Below are 21,648 nucleotides of genomic sequence, written 5' to 3' on the forward strand. Positions count from 1 at the left end.
CGCGGGCGGCCCCGCCGCGCCCGCCCACTGGCCCCTCGTCGGATGGGCGCCGGTCTGGTAAAGAGCGCCCCTATGCGAATCTGCATCCTCGGCGCTACGGGCCTCGTCGGTCGCGAAACCATCACCCTCATCGCGCGGGCCTGGCCCGGCGCGACGCTCGCCCTGTTTGCGAGCCGGGACCAGGAGCTCACCCTCGACGGCAAGTCGTACGAGGTGCTCGGCGCGTCGCGGCTCGAGGCGCAGGACGCCCCCCGCGGGGACCTCGCGTTCGTCGCCCTGGATGACGAGCACAGCAAGCGGTACGTCCCGCGGCTCCTGGAGCTCGGCTACCGCGTCATCGACAAGAGCAACACGTACCGCACCGACCCGAAGGTGCCGCTGGTCGCCGCCGGGGTGAACTCGAGCATCATCGACGACTCGGTCCGGCTCGTGGCCAATCCGAACTGCACGACCATCCCGCTGACGCTCGCGCTCTCGCCCCTGCGCCGGGAGTTCGGGCTCAGCGCGGTCACCGTGAGCACCTACCAGGCGGTCAGCGGCGCCGGCATCGCCGCCCTCGACGCGTTCCTCGCGGACGCGCGCGACGGCTACCAGGCCCTCGACCGGCTGGGCGGCCCGTTCAAGCTGTCGGGCTACGCCGGCAACGTCGTCCCGCACAACGGCGGCACCGACGAGAGCGGCTTCTCCTCGGAGGAGCGGAAGCTCATCTTCGAGAGCCGCAAGATCCTGGCGATGCCGGAGCTCGGCGTGTCCGCGCAGTGCTGCCGGGTCGCGGTCGCCGTGGGCCATTACGAGAACGCGTGGGTGACGTTCGAGCGCCCGGTGGACCTGGAGCGCGCGGCGAGCCTCCTGAGCGATCCGGCGCAGGCGCCCTATGTGAAGTACCTCCCCGGCGCCGCGGGCGAGGGCCTGAGCGCGCTCCACTGCGTGCAGGACCGCGACCGCGCCCTGGTCGGGCGGATCCGCCCGGACGCGCGGGACCGCGACCGGAAGACCGTGTGCATCACGGTGGTCGGCGACAACCTCCGGCTCGGCGCGGCCACGAACGCGGTCCGCATCGCGACGCGCTGGTTCAAGAGCGCCGACCAGGACCTCCAGGCCCCGTGACCGGCGCGCCCGGACGGGCGTGAACCGCCGCGACGGCCGCGGCGGCCGCGATGGCGCGGGCCTCACCCGATCTCACGGGCCAGCAGCCCGCCACCCGACACCGCTCCTCGCCCCTCTGCGTTTCTGTCGGCTCCAACCCCCCTGGAGGACTCAAGACGATGACGACCGGGCAGCCGCTCATGATCCTCGTCGCCGGGCCCTATCGCTCCGGCACCAACGACGACCCCGCTCTGATCGCCGCCAACGTTCGCGCCATGAACGACATGGCGGTGCGCCTGTTTCGCGCCGGCCACCTCCCCGTCCTCGGCGAGTGGTTCGCGCTGCCGCTCATCGAGCACGCCGGCTCGCGCCAGATCGGCGACGAGATCTTCAACGAGATCTTCCACCCCGTCGCCCGCCGGCTCGTCGCCCGCTGCGACGCTTGCTTGCGGATCGGCGGCCCCTCGAAGGGCGCCGACGAGATGGTCGAGCTGTCCCGATCCCTGGGCAAGCAGGTCTTCTTCAGCCTGGACGAGGTGCCGAGCTGCGGCTAGCTCCACCCGCCAGGAGTCCGGCCAGCGATCCGGAGAGAGAGAATTCAACGCAAAGGCGCAAAGACGCAAAGGCGAAGGCGCAAAAGCGCAAAAGCGCAAAAGCGCAAAGGCGCAAAGAACAAATATTATTCTTTTTTGCGTCTTTGCGCCTTTGCGCCTTTGCGTTAGAATTCTCTTCGCTCGCGAGGCAGATCCCTGGCGGGACTGTCCCGTGGGGGCGGACCGTCGCGATCCGTCACATCCCCGGGCAATTTGGGAGGGCGTGACGACGGATCGCACCCCCTCGGACGGCATGGACCCAACCCGGGCCCAATGGTCAAGCCCGGGCCTGGGGAGCTCGCTGTGACCGCTCCGTCGCCTCGGGCGGCCGTGATCGCCTCGCTCGCCAGCACCCTGAGCCGCGCTGTCGCCCTCGGGGATGAGGTGGCGGCCCGGGTCGTTCACGAGGCGATCGGTCGCCTGTTCGGGCTGCCGGTGGCACCGGAGCGGTGAACAAACTTGGGCCGAACGTCGAGCTCGCCGCTCGCGTGGACTCGCTGCCGGAGCCTTGCCGCTCGCCAGCGCCCGCGGACTCTGCTGAGATCGCCCGCGCGCAGTGGTTGCGCGCCGAAGCGCCCCGGAGACCTCCGGCAAAGTGATATTGGCAAGCAGCAGGCCTGTGCCGGGGAGGCAAGCGCGAGGGCGTACGCGGCGATCGACCTCTCGCCGCGATGATGCCTGGCGACGCCTTGGCGGAACTGCGGACGCCACAGGGAGCGGTGAGAAAAGGAGCGGCGAAGGGGCTCCTGCATGTTGGCACGGATGCCGCCGGGTTGCGGAGCCATGTTGGCTTCAAGCGGCGCCTCCGTTGCTTCTGCTGGACCGGGTGCGGTGCATCTTGCGCCGTGGGCGACGTTTCCGGCGGGGTACGCGCCCCATCGCCCCGACGAGACGGTCCTTCATGGGCTGGTCGAGAGAATCTCGAATCGTTCCTCGCGCACGCGCGCGAAACCTACGAGCGGTCGCTACCTCGGTACGTAGAGCAGGCGCTTCGCGGTTACCTGCGCTGCGGAGTCTTCGCGCATGGATTTCTACGGTTCCATTGCGATGAGTGCGGTCAGGACCTCCTGGTCGCGTAAGGTGGGCGTCCGGCGCCTTGCCGGCTCTCGCCGGTAGGCTCGCGCATCGTCCGCACGACGTCCTCGATGCTCGTGGTAACGGGCAGGGTGGCGAGCTCGTCCGACATCTGTCGTGCGCAACGCTCGAACCTGAGCTTCACCGCGTGCAGCGGAGGGCCTCGGGCGTCTTGACGAGGCACGAACCACGACGACGATCACCACGTCGAGCGCACGGAGGTGCCGCATGTCCGAGGAGGAGATCGAGAGCGACCCCAAGCAGAAACACGCCCCCCCACCCGCCGGCTCCACACAGGGGAGCAGAGCGGATGAGAGCCCTCGCCTCCTGCGACCCCGACGCCACTGGGCAAGCTGCAGCAAACGCTTCCCGAGGACGGCCACTGAGATCGGCCGGACGACTGAATACCCCCTCCGGCGATCATGACGCTGCGGCCTGCCCGGAGACCCAAGCGCCAGTCCTCCAGCGCAAGTAGCCCCAACACCGGGGCAAGTAGCCCCAACGCCGGGCAGGAGATCGCGGCGTTCTCCACCTGCGCGGAGATCGGACCTCGCCTCGAACCGCGGAGGCCTACGTGATGGCCGACCCCCTCCGGCCCGACGCTTCGGAGCCGCCCCCGTCCTCGGAAATGCGCGCGCCGGCGCCGCCTCCCACCGCGGTCCTGCCGGCGGCCCCTCCGGAGCCCGCGCGGGAGCGAAGGGCGCTCGCGGTGCTGGCGATCGCCGCGGTCGCGGCCATGGTGTGGATCACCCACCCGGTGGGGATCGGCATCCTCCTCGGCACGCTCAACGCCTTCACGATGCAGCCGTTCTACGAGCGGATGCGGGCGCGCGGGCGTCGACCCGCGGTGGCGGCGGCGATCGCGGTCGGGCTGTCGTCGATCGTGATCGTCGCGGTGCTGGCCGGGATCTCATCGCTGCTCGTAGGCCGGGGCGTGGTGCTGGCGGGGGCGCTCATCGCCGCGCTCTCCCCCGGGGCCCCGGCCCGGGAGCGCGTCGTCGAGTGGACCCGGCGCCTCGAACCGCTCGGGCTCCGCGCCGACGATCTTCCCGCCCGGCTGCGCGACGCCGCGGCCGAGCTCGCCGCCCGCGCCGCCGGCATCGCGGCGTTCGTCGCCTCGGCCAGCTTCAGCGCTCTGCTCGGCTTCTTCTTCGTGTCGATGACCACCTACTTCGTCCTTCGGCACTGGACCTCGCTCGCGCGCCGCGCGGAAGACGTGCTCCCGCTGCACCCACGCCACACCCGCGCGTTGCTCGACGAGTTCCGGGTCGTCGGCCGGACGACGCTCCTCGGCACCGTGCTCACCGGAATCGCGCAGGGGTTTCTCGCGGCGATCGGCTTCCTCATCACGGGGATGCCCGAGGCGGCGTTCTTCGGCGCCGCGACGGCGGTGGCCTCGCTGATCCCCGCGGTCGGCACGCTGCTCGTCTGGGTGCCGGCGGGCGTGTACCTGATCCTCACGGACCACATCGCCATGGGGATCGTCGAGCTCGCGTGGGGGGCGCTGGTGGTGGGGGGCATCTCCGACTACGTGATCCGCCCGCGGCTCGTGGGCCGGGGATCGAGCATGCCAGCGCTCTTCACGTTCGGCGCGCTATTCGGTGGGGTGGAGACGTTCGGGCTGATCGGACTCTTGCTCGGGCCGCTGGTGATGGCGCTGGCGATCTCGACGCTGCGGATCTACGTGGCGGAGACGAAGGGGAGGCGCTCGGAGGGCGAGGCTCGGAGGTGATCGAGGTGGCGAGATCGACGCTCAATCGTCCATCCTGCTCCTGGCTGCCGCCCCGGGGCAGGTCTCGACGCCGCGCGCAAGCTTCCGGTTCACCACCGCCCCCACGAGGAGCGCTGCCGTGAACAAGTACAGGCCGATCATGGTCACGCCGATCACCGCGAGCCCCGCCAGGTAGGCGCCGCCATCTCCCGCTTTGGCGATGTAGAACGCATAGGCGAAGCCGAACAGGATCTCGAGCGCGACGGCGAGCAGCGCACCGGGGAGGATCGGCACGCCACGCCGGGCCCGGGGCGGGATGCCGACCCGGTACAGGGCACAGACGTACGCGAGGACGATTCCCGCGCTGACGCAGAAGCGGAGAAGGCGGCTCGCCAGGGTCGGGGCTTCGGTCGCCCGCGGCAGCGGGATCCACCGCCCGAGCCCACCCATCGCGCCTTGGAGCGCGGGGCCCAGGGACGCGAGGAGAGCGACCGCGACCGGCAGGGCGATGCACATGCCGATGGCGAGCAGGCGCTTCTTCCACCAGGGACGCGCGATCCCGGTCCCGATCTCGAGGGAGTCGAAGATCGAGTGCACGCCGCTCGAGGCGAGCCAGATGAAGACCGCTGTGCTCCCGACGCCCACCGAACCCTCGTTCCAGGTGGCGAGGTTGATCAGCTCGGCGCTGACGAGCTGGCGGGCCGCTGCCGGGAGCGGGCTCAACAGCTGCACGACCGCGCTCCAGTTGTTCGTCGAGAAGCGCCCGGCAAGGAGACCCGCGACAGCGGCGAGCGGCACGAGCGAGAGAAATAGCCAGAACGCCGTCTCGGCGGCGAGGCCGAGGACCCTCATGCGATCCAGGCAGACGAGCACGTCCTTCGACCAAGCGCCGGCGCGTGAAAACCGCCGCTTCCATCCCGCCAGCTTCAAGATGTGCAGCCGACGCACCGATGCCTCCCACCTCGGGGCTCCATGGGCTCCTCTTCTGCATCCGGGACCGCCCTCCGCGTCCTCCTCCCGTAGCTCCCTCTCGTGCAGCCGCGCGACGGGGCCGGCTCTCTGCCGATCCACCTCGGCGGTGTGCTTCTCCAGCCGATCGCACGACCGCGACAGCGCCCGTGTCGAGCCGAGGAGAGGATCGCGGGCTCGAGACGGTCGATCATCCGACGGACCGACAGCTCGTCGCGTGCGTGACGCGGGATTTCAACCTCGGCGACCCGGGGGTGCAGCGAGGGGCGTTGTTGCCTCGGCGCGCCCGTCGATCGCGTACGGGCGCGGCCGAGGACCTCGTTTCGCGGAACGGGTCGTTTCGCGGAACGGGTACGGATATACTGTCAGCGTCGCGCGTCGTGTGATCGCGCCCCGACATGGCCAGCGAAGGCGCGTCGACGTCACGCCGCGCGCCCGCGCGTGAGGAGCTCGCGCCACCGCTGCGCGGAGACCCGCGCCGGCTCCGTCGTGTCCACGAACCCCTCGAGCACTCGCACGAATTTCTCCGGATCCTCGCAATGCGGGTAGTGCCCGACGGCGTCGAAAAGATCGAGACGGCTGCCCGGCATCGATGCGTGCGCGTCGCGGGCGTGGGCGACGGGGATCACCGGGTCGTTGGTCCCCCACACGATCAGCGTCGGCACCTCCGCCGTCAGGTACAGCCGGTCGTGCGCGCTCACGCGCTGGCCGGCGCGGTCGATCACCGAGCGCAGGGTCTGGACGAACGCGCGCCGGGCGTCCGCGTCCGCGAGCGATGAATAGGCGTTGACGAACTCGACGAGCACCGGGCCGGGTCGCCGGCCGCGCCGCTCCAGTAAGCGCACGGCGGCGCGCGTGAGGAAGCGCTCCGGGCGGAGAGCGAAGCGGACGAGCGCGCGGGAGAGCGGCCAGCAGCCGATCGGCAGCGCCAGCTCGGCCCCAGGCAGGCTCAGCGCCCGCAGGAGCGCGTTCACCTCGATCCCGAGGCCGCCGCTGCCGACGAGGACGAGCCGCTCGCAGCACTCGGGGAACTGGTAGACCGTCTGCATGGCGACGCCGCCGCCGAATGAGTGCCCGACGAGCGTGCCGCGGTCGTGTCCGAGCGCCGCCATGAGGTCGCGGATGCTGCTCGCATACGCGCCGAGCGAGTAGTCGGTCCGCGGCTTGGCGGAGGCGCCGTGGCCCAGCAGATCCGGCGCGACGACGGTGAACCGCCGGGCGAGCGCGGGGATCACGTGCCGCCACGTCGCCGAGCTCCCGACCATGCCATGGATGAGCACCATGAGCGGGCCCCGGCCTTCCCGGCGGAAGGCGATGTCGTGCCCGTGGATCGTGGTGTGCTGCAGCTCCATGACACGAAGCGTAATGCGGTTACGGCCGGTGTCGCACTGTTCCGACCTATGCGGGTCGCGCCTGGTCGAGCAGGCGCTCGTCCTCAGCCTTAGCCGCGTCTCTTCGCCGCCTCGTCCTCCGTGTCGAGCCGCTGCGCTTCCTCGTCGTAACGCTCCTCGTCGGCGCGGATCTCCGCCTCGGTCTGCTCGCGGATCGGCGGGCGCGCTGCCTCCGGTTTGTCTTCGCCGAAGATGGCCTTGGCCGCTCCCCGGCCGAGGCCGTAACCGAGCCATGCTGTGAACCACGACATGGTCAGCCCTCCTTCCTGGGCTTCTTGAGGCGTCGTACGCGCCCCCTCGACGGACGCCTCGACGTCGCTTCAGACGTCGTCGGCGCCCTGCTTCACCTCGTCCCACCTGTCGTCGGTCGTCTTGGCTATCTCATGGAGCTTGGCCTTCGCGACGTCGAGCTTAGCGTGCAGGGTGTCGAGGTGGGGCCTCGCCAGAGCTTGGCCGCTCGCTGATGTGAGCTGTCGAGGCCGGAGCTCGAGCCGCCGTCCCTCGCGGATGTCGCAGCGCTCGAAGAGCACAAGCGACCTGCGAGCATGAAGACGATGAAGTTGAAGTTCGGCGTTGTTCTCGGCTGGAGCGGCGCCCTGGCCTGGCGGCGACGAAGTGCACGGCGTCGTTCTTGTCGTTTTGGGGCTAGCGCTCTGACACGATTCTGTTGAACCAGTCGGACCCGAAGATTCGCTCGGCGTCGCCGACGGTGAACTTCCAGTTGATCTTACGGCGAGCTCGAACCGCAGCTGCATCCCACTGCCGGACGCGACCCCGGAGCTCCGCGAGGGTTGGGATGCGGTTGCGATCGAGGCATTCCCTGGACACGAGGCTGGCTTCGATCTCCGCGGCGTTGAGCCAGCTCGCGTGCTTGGGCGCGTGGTGAAACGCGAAGCGCGAGGCGAGCGCGTGGCCCCGCTCGGTCCCGAAGGCCTTGATGAGCGATGCGGCGGCGTGAGTATTGAGGTTGCCCAGCGCCAGGTGAATCCACTGTCCTATCGGATCTATGATGGCTTCCTGTTCCGCGAGGGAATGCGGGCAGACGAGGCTGGAAGGCTAGAGCCGTCCGAGCTCGATCTCGAGCGCGGCGCCGTGGTGCTCGACGAGAATACGACGGATGACCCGCGGGCCTGTGCGCTCTCCCCCGATGTCGTGCGCGCGCTTCGAGCCTATTCTGCTATATCTCCACCGAAGCAGCGCGTCTTCATTGGGCCGAGCGGCCCACTGCCGGGGCGCAATGGGGCGCAGGACTTTCGAAATCACCTGCGTCGCGCCGGAATCGATCGGCCTGAGCTCTTCGAGACCACTCATTCGAGGCTCAACATCCGCTTGCATGACACCCGTGCGACTTTCATTACAATCAAGCTCGCGAACGGCCGCACGGAGACGACGGAGACGTGGATCTCCGATCGGACCGTGCATAAGTCGAGCCGTCAGATCCACCACGACAAGCGCGCGGCGCGCAAGGTCGCTGAGATCGGCTTGGGGAACTTCGCGCCTCTGGACGAGGCGATCCCCGAGCTGAACGGCAAGGGCGGCCCTTCAGGCGGAGGTGCTCCCACGTCCGCGGGACTGGAGGCAGGCTCGCCGTCGCCGAGCGATGGCGCGTCCCTCGCCCGCGCGCTGCACGGCCAAGCACCCGGAGCGGTCGATGACCATGCCGGCCAGCCGCACGAGGCGACGCGACGGCTACAGGCGGCGCGTTGGGCCGCGCCGGAGACTCGCTCGGCCGCGAACGAGATAAAACCATATCAAATTATTGATGTTTTTTTCGGATCCCCTGCGCCGTCGCAGAAATCCTGGCGGGACTGTCCCGCGGGGGTGAACCGTCGCGATCCGTCGCTTCCCCGGGGATTCAGGGAGGGCGTGACGACGGATCGCACCCCCTCGGGAGGCACGGGCCCAACCCGGGCCCAATGGTCAAGCCCCAGGCCTGGAGAGCTCGCCGCGACCGATGCGTCGCGCCGGGCTGCGGTGGTCGCATTGCTCGCCAGCACCCTGAGCCGCGCCGTCGCCCTCGGGGATGAAGTAGCGGTCCGGGTCGTTCACGAAGCGATCGGCCGGCTGCTCGGGCTGCCGGCGGCACCGGAGGAGTGAGCAAGCGTGGGCCGAACGTCGAGCCCGCCGTTCGCGTCCTCGGTGATCGGGATCATCTGCGTGGACAGCTCCGCAAGCCGGCTCTGCTGCACCCGGATGATCTCCTCCTGCGACGCTGCGCGCTCTGCGTTCTCGCGCGCCGACATATCGAGCGCGAGCCGGGCGCTCGGCGAGCGCCTCCGCCGCCGCGGCAGCGAGCGTCGCGGTCCGCCGCCCCCCGGCCCGCCGCTCCGCCATGGGCGATAGCCCGGCGGGTTGTCGAAATTCGCGGCGAAAACGCGCCCTCACCGCGTGGCGTGCGGCGTGCAGTGTCGGCGCCGTGTGGCCAGCGCGGCTCGCACCACGGGCGTCGTCTACGAGCGCCGTCGCCCCGAGAAGACGACGCTCTACGAGATGGTGCTCCCGGACGGGTACTGCGCCGCGCAGCGGCTCCTCGGGCCCTCGGCGCTGTGGCTCGGCCCCGCGGGGACCGTCACGCCGCTGCACTACGACACGTCGAACATCCTCTTCGGCCAGGTGTACGGCAGGAAGCGCTACCGCATGATCGCGCCGTTCGAGACGTCGCTGTTCGAGGGGGCGCGCGCGATGTACGCCGGCCGGGACCCGGAGCAGGGCCCGATGGATCCGGTGCTCGTGAAGGACGTCGTGCTCGATCCGGGCGAGGCGCTCTTCATCCCGGTCGGCTGGTGGCACCATGTCCGCGCGCTCGACGTGAGCATCAGCCTGGGGATCAACAGCTTCCCGTTCTCGAACAACTTCGACTGGTACCGGCCGGGCAACGTCGTTTAGCTCCGGCGCGCGGCGCGCGGCGCCAGCGCGTCAGTCGATGCTGACGGTGGTCACGGCGGTCCAGTCGTTGCGGCCGTCCGCGGAGACGAGGCGGAAGCGGAGCGCGTCCTCGTGGCGGTCGGTCGAGACGAGGGCCGCGCAGGCGCCGACGAAGTCGTCGCCGCGGCAGGTATCGCGGAGGTCGCCGCCGTCGTCGAGCACGCCGACGCGGACGGGCGTTTCTTGCTCTCGCAGGTACGGGGCGGCGATGAGCTCGGCCGCGGTCGACGGGGCGGGGACGGGCGCTTCGAGGTCCCAGAGGCGAAGGTGGTGGGCGTCGGCGAGCTCGGCGTTGAGCCGCTCGACCTCCTTGCCGGTGTCCTCCTCGACGGCGAGCGCGACGAGGAGGATACGGTCGTGCTCGCGGGCGCGGGCGCTGCGCGCGGGCGCTGGCGGGCGCTGGGCGCTGGCGGGCGCTGAACGAGAGCGGGAGGGTGACCACGACGGGAAAGCGGCCCTCGGGCGCGTTGAAACGGACGAGGGCGCGGCCGAGGGGGCGCGGGGGCGCGAGGCCGGCCGGGGCGCTCGGGTCCGGGGGGATGAGGAGGTAGGCGGCGAGGAGGAGCACCGGCTCGGGCGCGCCGCGGAGGAGGCCGTCGTGGCCGGAGGCGAGCTCGAGGGCGGTGACGTCGAGGCGAAGGCGGAAGGAGCGCACGCGCTTCGCGGGCGGCGCGGCGGCGGCAGGCGACGCAGGGGGCGTTGGCCTTGGACCAGACGTGCTTGAAGGAGCCCTGCACACGGACGCAGCGGACCGCGCCAGGCGAAGCGGCGAGGTTGTCGAGCACCCGCTGGTAGGGCGGCGTGCTCAGCTCGAGCACGTCCGCGACCCCGATCATCGCGAACTCCTCGGTCAACACCGGGCCTTGAGGCCCGGGGCCCGGGCCGCCCGGAGGCGGCTCCTGCTCGCGAGCGACGTTGTCTATGAACTCAAGAATCCGTACTCCGTCACGATTCGCCAAGGCTCGTTCCTCCTTCGGGAGCGGCGAGACGCGATCGCGCCGGGCGGCCATCGCCGGCGCAGGGGGACCGTCCCTTTCGGCGTCTTGCCTCGCTGTCTCTATGGGGACCGCGCTCGTGGGTTTCGCCCCCTCGCTCGGCGGCGCGAGCCGTCGGAAACTTCGACAGAACGACGGCGCGGAGGCTCGGATCCGGCTACGGCGCTAGCACCAAACGCCCCCGATCCCTTCGGAGCGTTCACCGACGACTTCCGCCTCAACGTATGATCGTCGCCCGAGCCTGGCTGCTGCAGGCTTTCGCCGCTGTGGGATGCTCGTCATGGGGAGGGCATCATGACGACGGACACGGCGACGACACAGGCGAGCGAGGCGCCGCAGCAGGCGTGGGTACGCTGGCAGCGCGAGCATGCGGACGTGCTGGAGGGGGCGACACGGTCGGAGCACGTCCTGCTGGAGGCTGCGGTGCGGTTTGGGGCCGCCATCGCGGCCCAGCCGATCCTGCTGCGCGTCGCAGCCTTTTTCCTCCTGCATGCGGACATGGGGCTGACGGCCGCGCAAGTGGGCGCGGCGGTCGGTCGCACCGACCGGGCCATGCGCACCGTGCGCACGCTCTCGGCCCACCAGATGCTCGAATCGATCTGGTCGGAGCTCGGGCGACACCGGCAACCGCGGCTGCGCCCGGAGCATGCCGGTCCGATCGCCAAGTACCTCGTCGACCATCCACGATGCACTCAGCCCGAGGTGGTCGCGTTCATCCAGCGCGAGCTCGGGATCGACATCGAGCAGCAGACGCTCCGCCGGTTTCTCGACGCCTACGGCCTGTACGTCTTTCGCCCGGATCACGATCGCGCGGAGGCGCATGTCGCGCGCCCCACCTGATCGGGCGCACCCATTTCGGGGGCGCCTTCCTCCTGCTGCCGGCCGCGCTCGCTCTGAGCCGCGCCGCGGAGCGCACGCTGGCCAGGGCGCTGGGGAGCGCGGACAAGGCGCGGCGCCTCGTGCCGTCGCTGTTCTTCCGCGCGAACCTGGGCATCGAGCGCATCTTTCACTTTGAGACCCTCGACGATCCGGGCTTTGCGATCCTGTCCGGCGGCAAGAAGGTCATGTCTCGATCCCGCCTTGGCGGGCTCGTGCGCGCGGTGACGACCGAAGGGGTCAAGAGGCTCACGCGCATGACCGAGTCGTGGGGCGCGCTGCGCCACCGCAGGGTGACACTGAGCCTCGACGAGCATCTCGTCGCCCGCTTCACGCGCAAGTTCAAGATCCCGAAGGGCTTCCATACCCTCCGCAACAAGAAGATGCGCGCCGAGAAGCTCTTCTTCCTGCACTGGCCCCAGGCGCGCCGCTTCCTCGGGCTTGTCGTCACCCGCGGCAAGGGCAAGCTCATCGAGCGGACCCTCGGCTTCCTCCGCGCGGTGCGTCGGCGCGTCCGGGTCCGTCAGCTTCGCTTGATCATCGACGCGGGCGCCTCCGCCACCAACGAAGGCCTTCGGCGCCTCAATCGCTTCCGCAAGACCGTGTTCTTGATCCGCGCGCCTCGTCGGCCGGGCTATGTCAACGCGTGGAAGCGATTGCCACGAGCGCGGTTCACCCCCTATGAGGAGCCCGGCCGGTACACGGGCGCCAAGCCCAAGAGGATCGAGCTCGCCGAGACGACCACCACGATCCGCGGCATCGCTCGGCCCCTGCGGACCGTGGTCGTACGCGAGCACGCGATGAAGGGCAAGGACCGCTGGCACGCGCTCTTCGTCTTGCACGACACCACGACGCCGGCCCTGGAGCTGCTGCACGAGTACCGCACTCGCCAGCACCACGAGCAGGGCTACCGAATCGGCGTGCACGACCTCTGGCTCGACACCTCGGCGAGCGGTTACCCCAAGCGCGGTCGGCCCGACCGCCCCGGATTTCGCCAAGGACCGCTCGCGCTCTGCGCCTGGATCGCTGCGCTCGCCTGGGACGCGCTCCGGGCCCTGGGCGACGCCCTGCCCCCTCGCTTCCACTTCGCCCACCCGCGCACGCTGCGGCGCTGGGTCCTGATGCGCGACGCCGACCTGATCCTCACGCCCTCGCACCTGCTCGTCGTGCTGGCCTTCCTGCCGCGTCGAGCCTGGCTCCGCCCGCTGGTCCAACGCTTCAACGCGGCAGAGATCGGCTTGCCGTGGCTCGGCGGGCGCCGCGTCGTGATGGGGTTCGCTGCCAGGGGTCGCACGCCGTCAGACGCACGGCCTGTGCTGCCAAATACCGCGGAAGCGGGTTCTGGCAGCGCGAAGGGCTGTGGGAGCGTTTGGTGCTAGCATACGCGGCGGCGAGCCGTCGAGATCTGCCATCTTTCCCTCTCGCTCCAGCGGCGAGATGTCCTCGTCGGTGACGAACTCCTGCGCAATAAGCTGACCGCCTCGCCACCTTCGTCGCGCGCACGGAGCGCACGTGCGCGGCGCCGCTGCCCGTCCCGTCTGCATGCCGGTCCACGAGGAGATGCAGAGACGAGGAGATGCAGAGACGAGGAGATGCAGAGACCCAGGCTCGACCATTGATAGGCTCACCTCGCCGCGCAACGGCGCAACGGAACGAGCGCTCCGTGCAGATCCCCTCGCACAGCGTGCGCACTGCCTCTCGCGCCCGAGGTCGCCCTCCGCACGACGATACCGTCGTTGACGGGGCGCCTCCCCCCACTATGGATCCCATCGTGAGGGCTACCATGAAACATCGTGAGGGCTACCATGAAACAGGAAATCCGTAAGAACCAGGAGTTCGAGATCCAGGTGATCGAGGTCCAGAGCGCCGTGGAGGAGCAGCGCCCGACGACCTCGCCGACCAACGTGGCGTTCTGCCACCACTGCTGCCACAGCTGCGGGGACAGAGACGGCAGGAGCCGCTCCTGAACCAAGGCCGGTCCTGCCGGCGCGGCCACCCAGCCGCGCCGCCAGACTCGGCTCCAGGGAGGATGAACCACGTGCCCACGACGCAAGCCCTCGGCGCGCCGGCCTCGGCTCGGTCCGCCCCGTCTCCCACGGAAACCTCCCAGCGGCTCGCGCGCGCGCGCGTGCTCGTGGTCGGGATCGAGCCCTGGGGGGCCGTGGCGGCGCACGATCTGGCGACAGCCGGCGTGGGCGCGCTCCGTTTGCTCGACAGCGCCGAGGTGCTCGACGACGATCTCCTTGCCCTGCCCCTGTTCGACGCCGCGGATCGCGGCAAGGCGCGCGGCGCGTCGCTGGCCGAGCGCCTTTCGCGCGTCGCTCCCGCGTGCCACGTGGACGCCGGGCCGCTCGTCGCCGCGGCGGATCGCCCGCTCGCGCTCGAGGATACCCGTTGGGACCTCGTCCTCACCTGCGCTGCCCGCGACGACCTGCTCGTCATGCAAAGCGTCGCCCGCTTCGCACACGCGGCGGGGCTCGCCTCGCTCTGCGCCTACCTCGACGGGCTCGACGCGATCATCGGTCCGGGCGTCTTGCCGGGGCGCACGGCGTGCTGGAGCTGCGCCCGCCTGCGTCAGCTCTCGACCCGCGAGAAGGCCGCCGTGCATCTCGCGCTGCAGGCCGCGCTGCTGGCCGAGCGCCCGGCGAGAAGCGCACGGACCTGCCTGGCGCCCATGCCGACGTCGCTCGGCCATTCCCTCGCGCTCGCCGCGCTCGATATGCTCCTGCGCCCCGAGACGGCGACGGTGCGGGGGCGGCTCTTGGCGCAGAACCTCGTCAGCCTGGAGACCTCGATCCATGCCGTGCTGCCCATGCCGACCTGCGACGTCTGCGGCGGGGCTCGCGCGCTCGCCGGCGATCAGCGCCCGGAGCGAACGCCCTCCATTCCCCTCGACGCCGCGCGCACCCCGGACGAGCTGCGCGGGCTGCTCGCAGGCGTCGTGGACGAACGCACGGGCATCGTGAAAAGCCTCTCCGTCAATCCCGTCGATCCGGAAGTGGGTATCGAGGTGCTCTACCATGGCGTGGCTGTCCTCAGCACCTATGCCACGTCGGTGTACCCCGACCACCAGCACGAGCCGGACGCAGGCGCCGGAAAAGGCGTGACCAGGGTCGACGCGATGATCGGCGCGGCGGGCGAGGCCATCGAGCGCTACGCGGCCGAGCACTTCGACGAGAGGCGCCAGATCCGCGCGCCGGTCGCCTCGATGACGGGCGATCTCATCTCACCCGAGCAGATCGGCCTTTACAGCGAGGAGCAGTACGCGCAGCCCGGGTTCCCTCAGCCGAAGCTCGCCCCCACCATGCCAATCGACTGGGTGCCGGGGCGCTGGCTGGGCGACGGCGGGCCCGTCTGGGTGCCCGCGCTTGCCGCCCACTTCAGTTACCCGGCACCTCCCGAGGAGCGGTTCTTCCAGGTGACCTCGAACGGGCTGGCCGCGGGGTCCTCGCACGAGGACGCGGCGCTGCGGGCCACGCTGGAGCTCGTCGAGCGCGACGCCTTCATGCTCTCGTGGCTGGCGCGCCGCCCGGGCGTGCGCGTGCTGCTCGACGACGCGGTGGACCTGCACGCCCGCGAGGTCGTCCGGCAGCTCGCCGTGAACGGCGTGAAGACCGCCCTGTGGCTGCTCGACGTGGGCCTCTCCGTGCCCGTCGTGATGTGCGCGGGCTTCGGCGACGGCAGGCTCTGGCCCGGCGCCATGGTATCGCTGTCCGCGCACCTGAGCCCGCGCCTCGCCATCAGGAAGGCCATCATGGAGCACGCGCAAGGGGGCAATTTCATCCGCCGGTGGATGGAGGAGAAGACCATCCCCGAGCGGCCCGAGGACGTGCGCACGCTCGAGGACCACGCGCTCTATTATGTTCCTCCGAGCCGCGCAGGCGCCTTCGCCTTCCTCGACGGCGGCGGTGAGGTGCCAGCCGCCGAGCTCGCGGAGCCCGAGGACACCTCGCTCGCCGCGCTGGCGCGGCGGATCGGGGCGGCTGGGATGCGCGTGGCCATCGTCGATGTGACCACCGCGGATCTCCTGTCGACGCCGTTCCGGGTGGCCCGGGCGATCGGGCGGGGCTTCTTGCAGATCCAGTTCGGCCACTCCATGCAATGCCTCGGGAACCAGCGCCTCCGGGCGATGGCCTCCGCGGGGTTCAACCCCGATCCCCACCCCATGGCCTGAGGCAGCAATGCGGAGCAAAGAGACCGATATCGCGCGGCTGTACCACGCGCATTCGTGCCACCTGCCCTCGCGCGCGCTCGAGAGCGCGGTCGAGGGGGACGCGACGCCGCAGCTATACCGCACGTACGTGGGGGCGCCCCGCACGGCCCTGCCCGGGCGGGATTTCGCGCTCCCGGCCTCGCTCGGCGAGGTGCTCGAGCGGCGGCAATCGATCCGGGACTTCGAGCCCGGGCCGCTGCCCCTCGTCTCGCTGGGGCGGCTGCTGTTCGGCAGCTACGGCGCGCGCAAGCGCCGCAGGCTCGACGATGTGTGGGTATACAACCGGCCCGCGGCCTCGGCCGGCGCGCGCTACCCGCTGGAGATCTACGTGGCCACGCAATCCGTCAGTGGGCTCGACGACGGCATCTATCATTATGACGTCTACGCCCACGAGCTCGAGCTGCGCCGCCAGGGCCGCGTCCGCGACGAGCTCGTCGAGCTGACCGTGCAGGAGATGGTGCGGGGCGCCAACCTGGTCCTCGTCATCACGGCCGTCTGGGAGCGCAACATGTGGAAGTACGGCCAGCGCGGCTATCGCCTGGTCCTGCTCGACGCCGGCCACCTCGGCCAGAACCTCTACCTGGTGGCCACGGCGCTGGGGCTCGGCCCCTGCGGCATCGGCGGCTTCCTCGACGCGGAGCTCGCCGCGCTGCTCGAGCTGCCGGAGGGCGAGGAGCCCGTCTATGCGCTCTGCATCGGCAAGCCGCGCCGCGCCGCGGGCGACGCGGAATAGCGTGAGGAGGGTATCGTGGGGGCATGCCTTCGACTCAGTCCATCGGCGAGCATCACGCCCACGGACGTGGGCGTCATTCTCCGCTCCGATCTCGGCACCTTCCAGGTGACGGGCGCCTCGGTGGGCGCGTTCCTGGGCGAGATGGTGCCGCGGCTCGACGGCACGCGCGACCGGGAGGCGCTCGTCGAGGCGCTCGACGGTTACTCGCGGCGCAGCATCACGGACACGCTCGCGCTGCTCGAGAAGCACGGGCTCGTGGAGGTCGTCCCCGAGGGGCCGATCTCGGAGCTGCGCGCGCGCCTGCACGTGCAGGAGGAGTTCTTTCGCAAGTGGCAGCAGGACGCGGCCGCGGCCGTGCGGCGGCTCGCCGAGGCGCGCGTGCTCTGCGTGGCGCTCTCCCCCGCGGGCGCGGCCGCGGCCCACGCGCTCGAGGCCGCAGGCGTGGGCGAGGTCCTCGTGATGGACGAAGGCGCGCTCGGTCAAGAGAGCGCGGAGCGCACCCCGGAGCGCGGGCACCTGCTCGTGGCGGCGGTGGCGCCCGAGGATCGTGCGCCCATGGAGCGGATCACGCGCATTTCGCACCGCGCAAAGCTGCCCTCGCTGTGGGCGCAGCGCGCGGGCGAGCGCCTGGTGATCGGGCCCCTGGTGACGCCCGGACAGACGGCTTGCCGCGTCTGTGCGGCGGTGGAGGCCCTGAACGTGCGGCTCGACGAGGGGACCGGGGAAGAGCCTCCGCCCGAGCGCTCCCGGATCCTGGACGCGCTGCTCGGCCAGCTCCTCGCCCTGGAGGCGCTGAAGGTGCTCTCCGGCTACACGCCCACCAGGCTCGGGGGCCGGGTGCTCGTCCAGGATCGCGAAAGCGGCCGCTCGTCCCTGCACACGCTCGTGCGCCTGCCCTGGTGCCGCGTGTGCGGACAGGGCGCCTGACGCGCGCACGACAGCCTCCACGCGCGCGCCCCGGTCCGTGGCCGCCTCGCCGCCGCAGAAATCCTGGCGGGACTGTTCCGCGGGGGCGAACCGTCGCGATTCGTCGCATCCCCAGGGATTTCGGGGAGACCTGACGGCGGATCGCCCCCGCTCGGAAGGCATGGACCCAACGTGGGCCCAAGCGGCGAGCCTCGGGATCGGAGAGCTCGCGACGGTCGATCCGTCGCCGCGCGCCGCCGTGGTCGCCTCGCTAGCCAGCGCCCTCAGCCGCGCCGTCGCCCTCGGGGATCACGTTGCGGCTCGTGTCATCCACGAGGCGATCGGCCGGCTGTTCGTCGTGCCCGCGGCGTCCGGTGACGGGGACGAGCCCCCACCGATGGCAGCGCTCCCCCACGAGCGGGGTCGGTTCACTTAAAAGTAACGCCGAGCACGCACCAGGCAGGGGACAAGGCGCGCCTGCTCGACCCCAATCTCAGCCGTCCGCCTGCTCGAACGAATCGACGCGCCCCAGGCACGACGCCGGTCACAGGCGGAGCTCCGGCGCGTCGCGCTGACCGGCGCAGCACCCGAGCGTTAACACAGGGCTCTGACGCGAGCGGGTGCATGCAGCGCACCCGCTCGTCGGCACCAGTCCCTTGTCGGGCCGCATCGTGCTCAGTCATACGTCCAGCAAGAACGCCAGTACATCGTACTTCCAGGAGTCGGTCCCGATAGCAAAAGGAAAGATGCCGCAGGCAAGCGGCGAGCGCAAAAGGTCCCTAAGTGCAGGCAAGTATGGAACAGACCGATCGGGCGTCCCTCCCGCATGCTCTTCTATCGCTACGCGCGTCGCGGCGGCCACTACGTCAGCCAGCTGAATTCCAACGTGTGCGCCAGATTCCGCAAATGCTAAAGACTTCAACCGGTCAGTCGGAAAGCGAAGGATGTTGCCATTCGGAAAACGATAGGTGGCAGGATGAGCCTGGCTAGTCAAAGTCCATACCCTGGTAAAAAGGGCCTGAAACTGTTGCTGGGCATCGTGCACCAATGTGACAGCGGGCACCCGCAAACAAGCGGCTTGCTCGTCCATCCCATGCAGAAGTGCATTGAAGGCTGATAGGTTCGGGCTGTAATCCGATCCCATGGACCGCGCGCCTTGGACCGCGCTCCAGAGCTGCTTAAAGTTAGTTCTCTGCATCTGGCGAGCTCTAGCGGCCAGTTCATCGTCAAGACTGAGCGATAGGCCGAAGAGAAAAGATCCGTATGCTTGCGCCACTGCTGCACCATCGTCGCCGCCCCGGAGCTGCCAGACCCGCATGAGAGCCTGCGGGTCGGAGACCCTCAGGATTTTCTCGATGAGGGGCTCCCTAATGAGTGGATCCCAGCCCCAACGCTCGTCAAACGCATCATTGTAGACGTAATCGGTGCAATCGTCAACGACGACGCCTGCTGCCATATATGCCTTTTGCATCGCGACGATGGAGATGGGAGTGGCGGCGGCGCTGACAGCCTCCAGCGCGTCTCGGACCAAGCGCTGTCCCCCCGCGGTCTTCATCAGCTTTGCTCCCTTGATCTCGCGCAGCTGGACGTGGTGCCTCTTGCGTAACTTGGCGAGTTTGTCCGCAAGCACGGTCGCCTGATATTCCTCCAGCCACACGGCCGCATACGTGAGAATTGGCTGATGCACATCATACAGGTCCGCGCCACTGTGACCGGACTCGTCAATGTAGGCCACGATGCTCATGCCACTCTTCTGTCTGAGCGTCGGCTTGCCACCAGCGTGACGCGGAAGACGAGCCGAGAAGGGTGAGGTGGTGAAAGTGCGCGCATCGCTCGCCATGCGGGCCCTCGCGTATTACATTGTGTGCCGCTCTGCGAGCTCCAGCACGAGGTCGGGGGCGACGGTGGCCAGAACGTTGCTGCTGACTACAACCCCGATGGGATGAAGAAAACCTCGCGAACGTTGGGCAGAAAACCACCGGCCTGAATCATAAGCACATACGCCGCATAAGCCTCATGCGTTTGAAGAATTCCCGCCTGCACGCACTCACGTAGAAGACCCAGAGACCCAGTTACACGCTTCTTCCCGAAAAGAGAGATCGCTATCGAGCGAGCTCGCCCATCATCAGTTGCGATGCAAGTCGTCGCATTCAGGCTAGCGACAGTAATGCACTCGGTTTCCCCATCGCCGAGCCCATGAGTAGCGAGAATGGACAGATAAAGTGACGCCGAAATTTCCTCATCATCGAGTACCATCACCCGCCCAACTGTCACCGCGTCCCGCAAAGCATCGCCGCAATCATCAGCACACTCCTCGAGTACGCGAGGGCCGATAGTCCATACTCTCGCCCCAAGCTCGAGTACGTGGGCGAGTGCGCCCCCATGATAGAGGTTGATGGCGCAGCAGGCATCAAGGATCGTGATCACGCAGACGCGATCGGCGGGCGGTTTGCGCGCATCAGCGCTCCGATGCCGACGTTAAGAAACCCTGCCGCCGCGCCAATCGAGACCTCGCCATCGCGAACTCGTCGAACAGCCGCGTCCAGTAGCCTCGGCGGAATAGTGGGGAAAACTATATCGACAGCTTCAGGTAATCCGAGTTCGGCTGCCCGCTTCTCAGGCCCACCATGCTTCCTTTTCAGTTCCTCGTAGAGCGAGCGCGCGCCACCTTCAGGTAATAGGTTGAGATCCTCGCATCGTTTCGCGGCTACCTCGAAGCTTACGCCATATGCGCGGGCAAGAAGCAGCAGATCGATATCGCCGAGTTCCCCACGAATACCCATCTTCTCTCGGATCATTTTCAGCGTTATGCCGATGCCCGCCCGTGGCAGGAGCAAACAAGACGCGAATGCATTGCAATACGATTCTTCCTTGCCCGCGCTTCCCGCAAAGGTGCCAATCGAATTTTCCGGATCCAAGCTCACGAAGTCTTCACCCTTACCTGACCGCGCGACAAAGTGCCCCACCTCGTGTGCAAGCGTAAAAAGCATTCGTGGAAGATACGTTCGAGGAGAGACGAAGATGAAGGCTTGACCGTCGACTGCGGCAGAGGCTCCATCAACCCTCTCTCCGCTGAGCACAAACAAAAGCATGCCGAGGTGTTCGGTGACGAGATGAGGCAGTGATGCGAGTGCGCTGACGTTGTCACCGTTGAAGAATAAATTGCGGAACAAATCGGCGTTCTGTTCGGCGTCCAGGTACGTTGGTTCCTGGCACCTAAATGCCCGCAACCAATCTAGCTGGCCCTTCTCTCCCGACAGCAGCGTGAGCGCTTTGGCGATTCGACGCGCAAATACCTCTGCGTGTAACCCGTGCCCCTCGCTTCGGGATGCAGCAGCCGATGCGGTTCGCTTAGAAGTTATCGCGGCCAATTGACCACGAAACATCATCTCGACGCGCCCTTCACTACTTTCTGGCGATGTAGGGGCGAAATCACCCACAGACAAACCAAGCGCGCGAGCGAGTGCCCGCAGCTCTTTTAGAGTAGCCTCGGAGCCGCGCGCGAGTGCCTCAAGCCTTTCGACGGAGACGCCGGATTTGGTTGCCAGCTTCGCAAACGTCCTGCGCCGACGATCCAGTTCTTCGGCCAGCTTCGTCATCGCTTGCTCGCGTGCGCTAGCTTGATGCCTTTAAGCCACGAAACGAGCTTCTCGATCTGTACGTCGTCCACTTTCCGCCAGCGAGCCGTGATGTCATAGACGCGATCAGCGCGCTTGCCAAATACTTCCCCTAGTATGTCGAGCGTCTCATTTCGGGCTTGTGCAATTTCCGCTGACTTTTGAAGCACAATAGGCTTTCGGCCAATGACGTAATTATCGAGACGCTTCTCGAAATTGGTGTGGTAGTCGACGCTGGATCGAGAGCCGTCGCTGTTCACAATAATGTTCCCAGCGAGCGCGCCATCGTCGAGCCTTCGCTGCTTGTGTTCGGGGAAACGGGCGAGGGCCGCAAGTGCGTCGATCTTCTCGGCGACCTCGAAACCACCGACAACATATTGCCTAGCGCCATCGACGCGTCCGCTTATCGTGAAAATCATGTCACCGGGGGTAACGACGCGACGTATGTGCGGAACGCAGGCTCCGAGTGTTGGAGTTTTCCCGAAGATTGGATCGGTCATTCTCCAGCCAGCGCCGGGGTCTGCACCAGCGAACATCGTATAGATATATCCCTTCATCG

22 protein-coding genes are annotated in these 21,648 nt (G+C 68.6%); 12 read left to right on the plus strand and 10 right to left on the minus strand.

What is annotated here, in order from left to right; genetic code table 11:
- The first annotated feature begins 72 nt into the window (after nucleotides 1-72).
- The 3 genes from WMF20_RS32015 (at nucleotide 73) to WMF20_RS32025 (ending at nucleotide 4,485) form a co-directional block, all read left to right on the plus strand.
- Entirely contained in the window at nucleotides 73-1,107 is a 1,035-nt protein-coding gene (locus tag WMF20_RS32015) for an aspartate-semialdehyde dehydrogenase (RefSeq protein ID WP_129577947.1), read from the plus strand.
- A 158-nt stretch (nucleotides 1,108-1,265) separates the two neighbouring features.
- Nucleotides 1,266-1,640, plus strand: a complete 375-nt coding sequence (locus WMF20_RS32020) for a DUF4406 domain-containing protein (RefSeq protein WP_129577948.1) — start codon at nucleotides 1,266-1,268, stop codon at nucleotides 1,638-1,640.
- 1,690 nt (nucleotides 1,641-3,330) lie between these two features.
- Complete coding sequence (locus WMF20_RS32025) at nucleotides 3,331-4,485, plus strand: AI-2E family transporter (protein WP_437605660.1); 1,155 nt, start codon at nucleotides 3,331-3,333, stop codon at nucleotides 4,483-4,485.
- A gap of 21 nt (nucleotides 4,486-4,506) precedes the next feature.
- On the opposite strand, the gene WMF20_RS32030 is transcribed toward WMF20_RS32025, so the two are convergent.
- The 5 genes from WMF20_RS32030 to WMF20_RS32050 form a co-directional block, all read right to left on the minus strand.
- A complete protein-coding gene (locus tag WMF20_RS32030) occupies nucleotides 4,507-5,394 on the minus strand; it encodes a YihY/virulence factor BrkB family protein (protein ID WP_437605661.1) in 888 nt (295 codons plus the stop codon).
- 461 nt (nucleotides 5,395-5,855) lie between these two features.
- Nucleotides 5,856-6,785, minus strand: a complete 930-nt coding sequence (locus WMF20_RS32035; protein ID WP_129577953.1) for an alpha/beta fold hydrolase — start codon at nucleotides 6,783-6,785, stop codon at nucleotides 5,856-5,858.
- 89 nt (nucleotides 6,786-6,874) lie between these two features.
- On the minus strand, nucleotides 6,875-7,075 hold the full coding sequence (locus tag WMF20_RS32040; protein ID WP_129577954.1) for a hypothetical protein: 201 nt from the start codon (nucleotides 7,073-7,075) through the stop codon (nucleotides 6,875-6,877).
- A 69-nt stretch (nucleotides 7,076-7,144) separates the two neighbouring features.
- Nucleotides 7,145-7,354 carry a hypothetical protein gene (locus tag WMF20_RS32045; protein WP_129577955.1) on the minus strand — a complete coding sequence of 70 codons (210 nt, stop codon included), beginning with the start codon at nucleotides 7,352-7,354 and terminating at the stop codon, nucleotides 7,145-7,147.
- A 115-nt stretch (nucleotides 7,355-7,469) separates the two neighbouring features.
- Entirely contained in the window at nucleotides 7,470-7,823 is a 354-nt protein-coding gene (locus WMF20_RS32050) for a transposase (protein WP_437617194.1), read from the minus strand.
- Here WMF20_RS32050 and WMF20_RS32055 point away from each other — a divergent pair.
- The gene (locus tag WMF20_RS32055) at nucleotides 7,704-8,921 is read left to right on the plus strand and encodes a tyrosine-type recombinase/integrase (protein ID WP_437605662.1); all 1,218 of its coding nucleotides are present in this window, start codon (nucleotides 7,704-7,706) and stop codon (nucleotides 8,919-8,921) included. The two genes, WMF20_RS32050 and WMF20_RS32055, sit on opposite strands and share 120 nt — an antisense overlap.
- Nucleotides 8,922-9,242: 321 nt before the next feature.
- Nucleotides 9,243-9,710: a cupin-like domain-containing protein gene (locus WMF20_RS32060; RefSeq protein WP_437605663.1), complete on the plus strand. Its 468-nt coding sequence runs from the start codon at nucleotides 9,243-9,245 to the stop codon at nucleotides 9,708-9,710.
- A 30-nt stretch (nucleotides 9,711-9,740) separates the two neighbouring features.
- Here the strand turns inward: WMF20_RS32060 and WMF20_RS32065 are convergent, their stop codons facing one another.
- Complete coding sequence (locus WMF20_RS32065) at nucleotides 9,741-9,911, minus strand: hypothetical protein (protein ID WP_437605664.1); 171 nt, start codon at nucleotides 9,909-9,911, stop codon at nucleotides 9,741-9,743.
- Between the two features lie 21 nt (nucleotides 9,912-9,932).
- Here WMF20_RS32065 and WMF20_RS32070 point away from each other — a divergent pair, with 21 nt between their 5' ends.
- The 7 genes from WMF20_RS32070 to WMF20_RS32100 all read left to right on the plus strand — a co-directional run bounded on the left by WMF20_RS32070 (nucleotide 9,933) and on the right by WMF20_RS32100 (nucleotide 17,493).
- Entirely contained in the window at nucleotides 9,933-10,169 is a 237-nt protein-coding gene (locus WMF20_RS32070) for a hypothetical protein (protein WP_437605665.1), read from the plus strand.
- A gap of 869 nt (nucleotides 10,170-11,038) precedes the next feature.
- Nucleotides 11,039-11,584, plus strand: a complete 546-nt coding sequence (locus WMF20_RS32075; protein WP_437605666.1) for a hypothetical protein — start codon at nucleotides 11,039-11,041, stop codon at nucleotides 11,582-11,584.
- 119 nt (nucleotides 11,585-11,703) lie between these two features.
- Nucleotides 11,704-12,999: a hypothetical protein gene (locus WMF20_RS32080; RefSeq protein ID WP_437605667.1), complete on the plus strand. Its 1,296-nt coding sequence runs from the start codon at nucleotides 11,704-11,706 to the stop codon at nucleotides 12,997-12,999.
- A gap of 426 nt (nucleotides 13,000-13,425) precedes the next feature.
- Nucleotides 13,426-13,587: a hypothetical protein gene (locus WMF20_RS32085; protein ID WP_437605668.1), complete on the plus strand. Its 162-nt coding sequence runs from the start codon at nucleotides 13,426-13,428 to the stop codon at nucleotides 13,585-13,587.
- 71 nt (nucleotides 13,588-13,658) lie between these two features.
- Nucleotides 13,659-15,794 carry a TOMM precursor leader peptide-binding protein gene (locus WMF20_RS32090; protein ID WP_437605669.1) on the plus strand — a complete coding sequence of 712 codons (2,136 nt, stop codon included), beginning with the start codon at nucleotides 13,659-13,661 and terminating at the stop codon, nucleotides 15,792-15,794.
- 7 nt (nucleotides 15,795-15,801) lie between these two features.
- Nucleotides 15,802-16,566, plus strand: coding sequence for a SagB/ThcOx family dehydrogenase (locus WMF20_RS32095; protein ID WP_437605670.1), 765 nt, complete (start codon nucleotides 15,802-15,804; stop codon nucleotides 16,564-16,566).
- Between the two features lie 66 nt (nucleotides 16,567-16,632).
- The gene (locus WMF20_RS32100) at nucleotides 16,633-17,493 is read left to right on the plus strand and encodes a TOMM precursor leader peptide-binding protein (protein WP_437605671.1); all 861 of its coding nucleotides are present in this window, start codon (nucleotides 16,633-16,635) and stop codon (nucleotides 17,491-17,493) included.
- A 658-nt stretch (nucleotides 17,494-18,151) separates the two neighbouring features.
- Here WMF20_RS32100 and WMF20_RS32105 read toward each other — a convergent pair.
- From WMF20_RS32105 to WMF20_RS32120, 4 genes are all read right to left on the minus strand, one after another.
- Nucleotides 18,152-19,216, minus strand: coding sequence for a DUF3800 domain-containing protein (locus tag WMF20_RS32105; RefSeq protein WP_437605672.1), 1,065 nt, complete (start codon nucleotides 19,214-19,216; stop codon nucleotides 18,152-18,154).
- Nucleotides 19,217-19,398: 182 nt separating this feature from the next.
- Nucleotides 19,399-19,899: a hypothetical protein gene (locus tag WMF20_RS32110; protein ID WP_437605673.1), complete on the minus strand. Its 501-nt coding sequence runs from the start codon at nucleotides 19,897-19,899 to the stop codon at nucleotides 19,399-19,401.
- Nucleotides 19,896-21,071 (minus strand): XRE family transcriptional regulator, encoded by a 1,176-nt coding sequence (locus tag WMF20_RS32115; RefSeq protein ID WP_437605674.1) that lies wholly within the window; start codon nucleotides 21,069-21,071, stop codon nucleotides 19,896-19,898. Before WMF20_RS32115 ends, WMF20_RS32110 begins: the two co-directional genes overlap by 4 nt.
- A complete protein-coding gene (locus tag WMF20_RS32120; protein WP_437605675.1) occupies nucleotides 21,068-21,646 on the minus strand; it encodes a hypothetical protein in 579 nt (192 codons plus the stop codon). The genes WMF20_RS32115 and WMF20_RS32120 overlap by 4 nt, the downstream gene beginning before the upstream one ends.
- Nucleotides 21,647-21,648: the final 2 nt, after the last annotated feature.

This window comes from Sorangium sp. So ce834, assembly GCF_051521425.1.
Lineage (GTDB): Bacteria > Myxococcota_A > Polyangia > Polyangiales > Polyangiaceae > Sorangium > Sorangium cellulosum_D.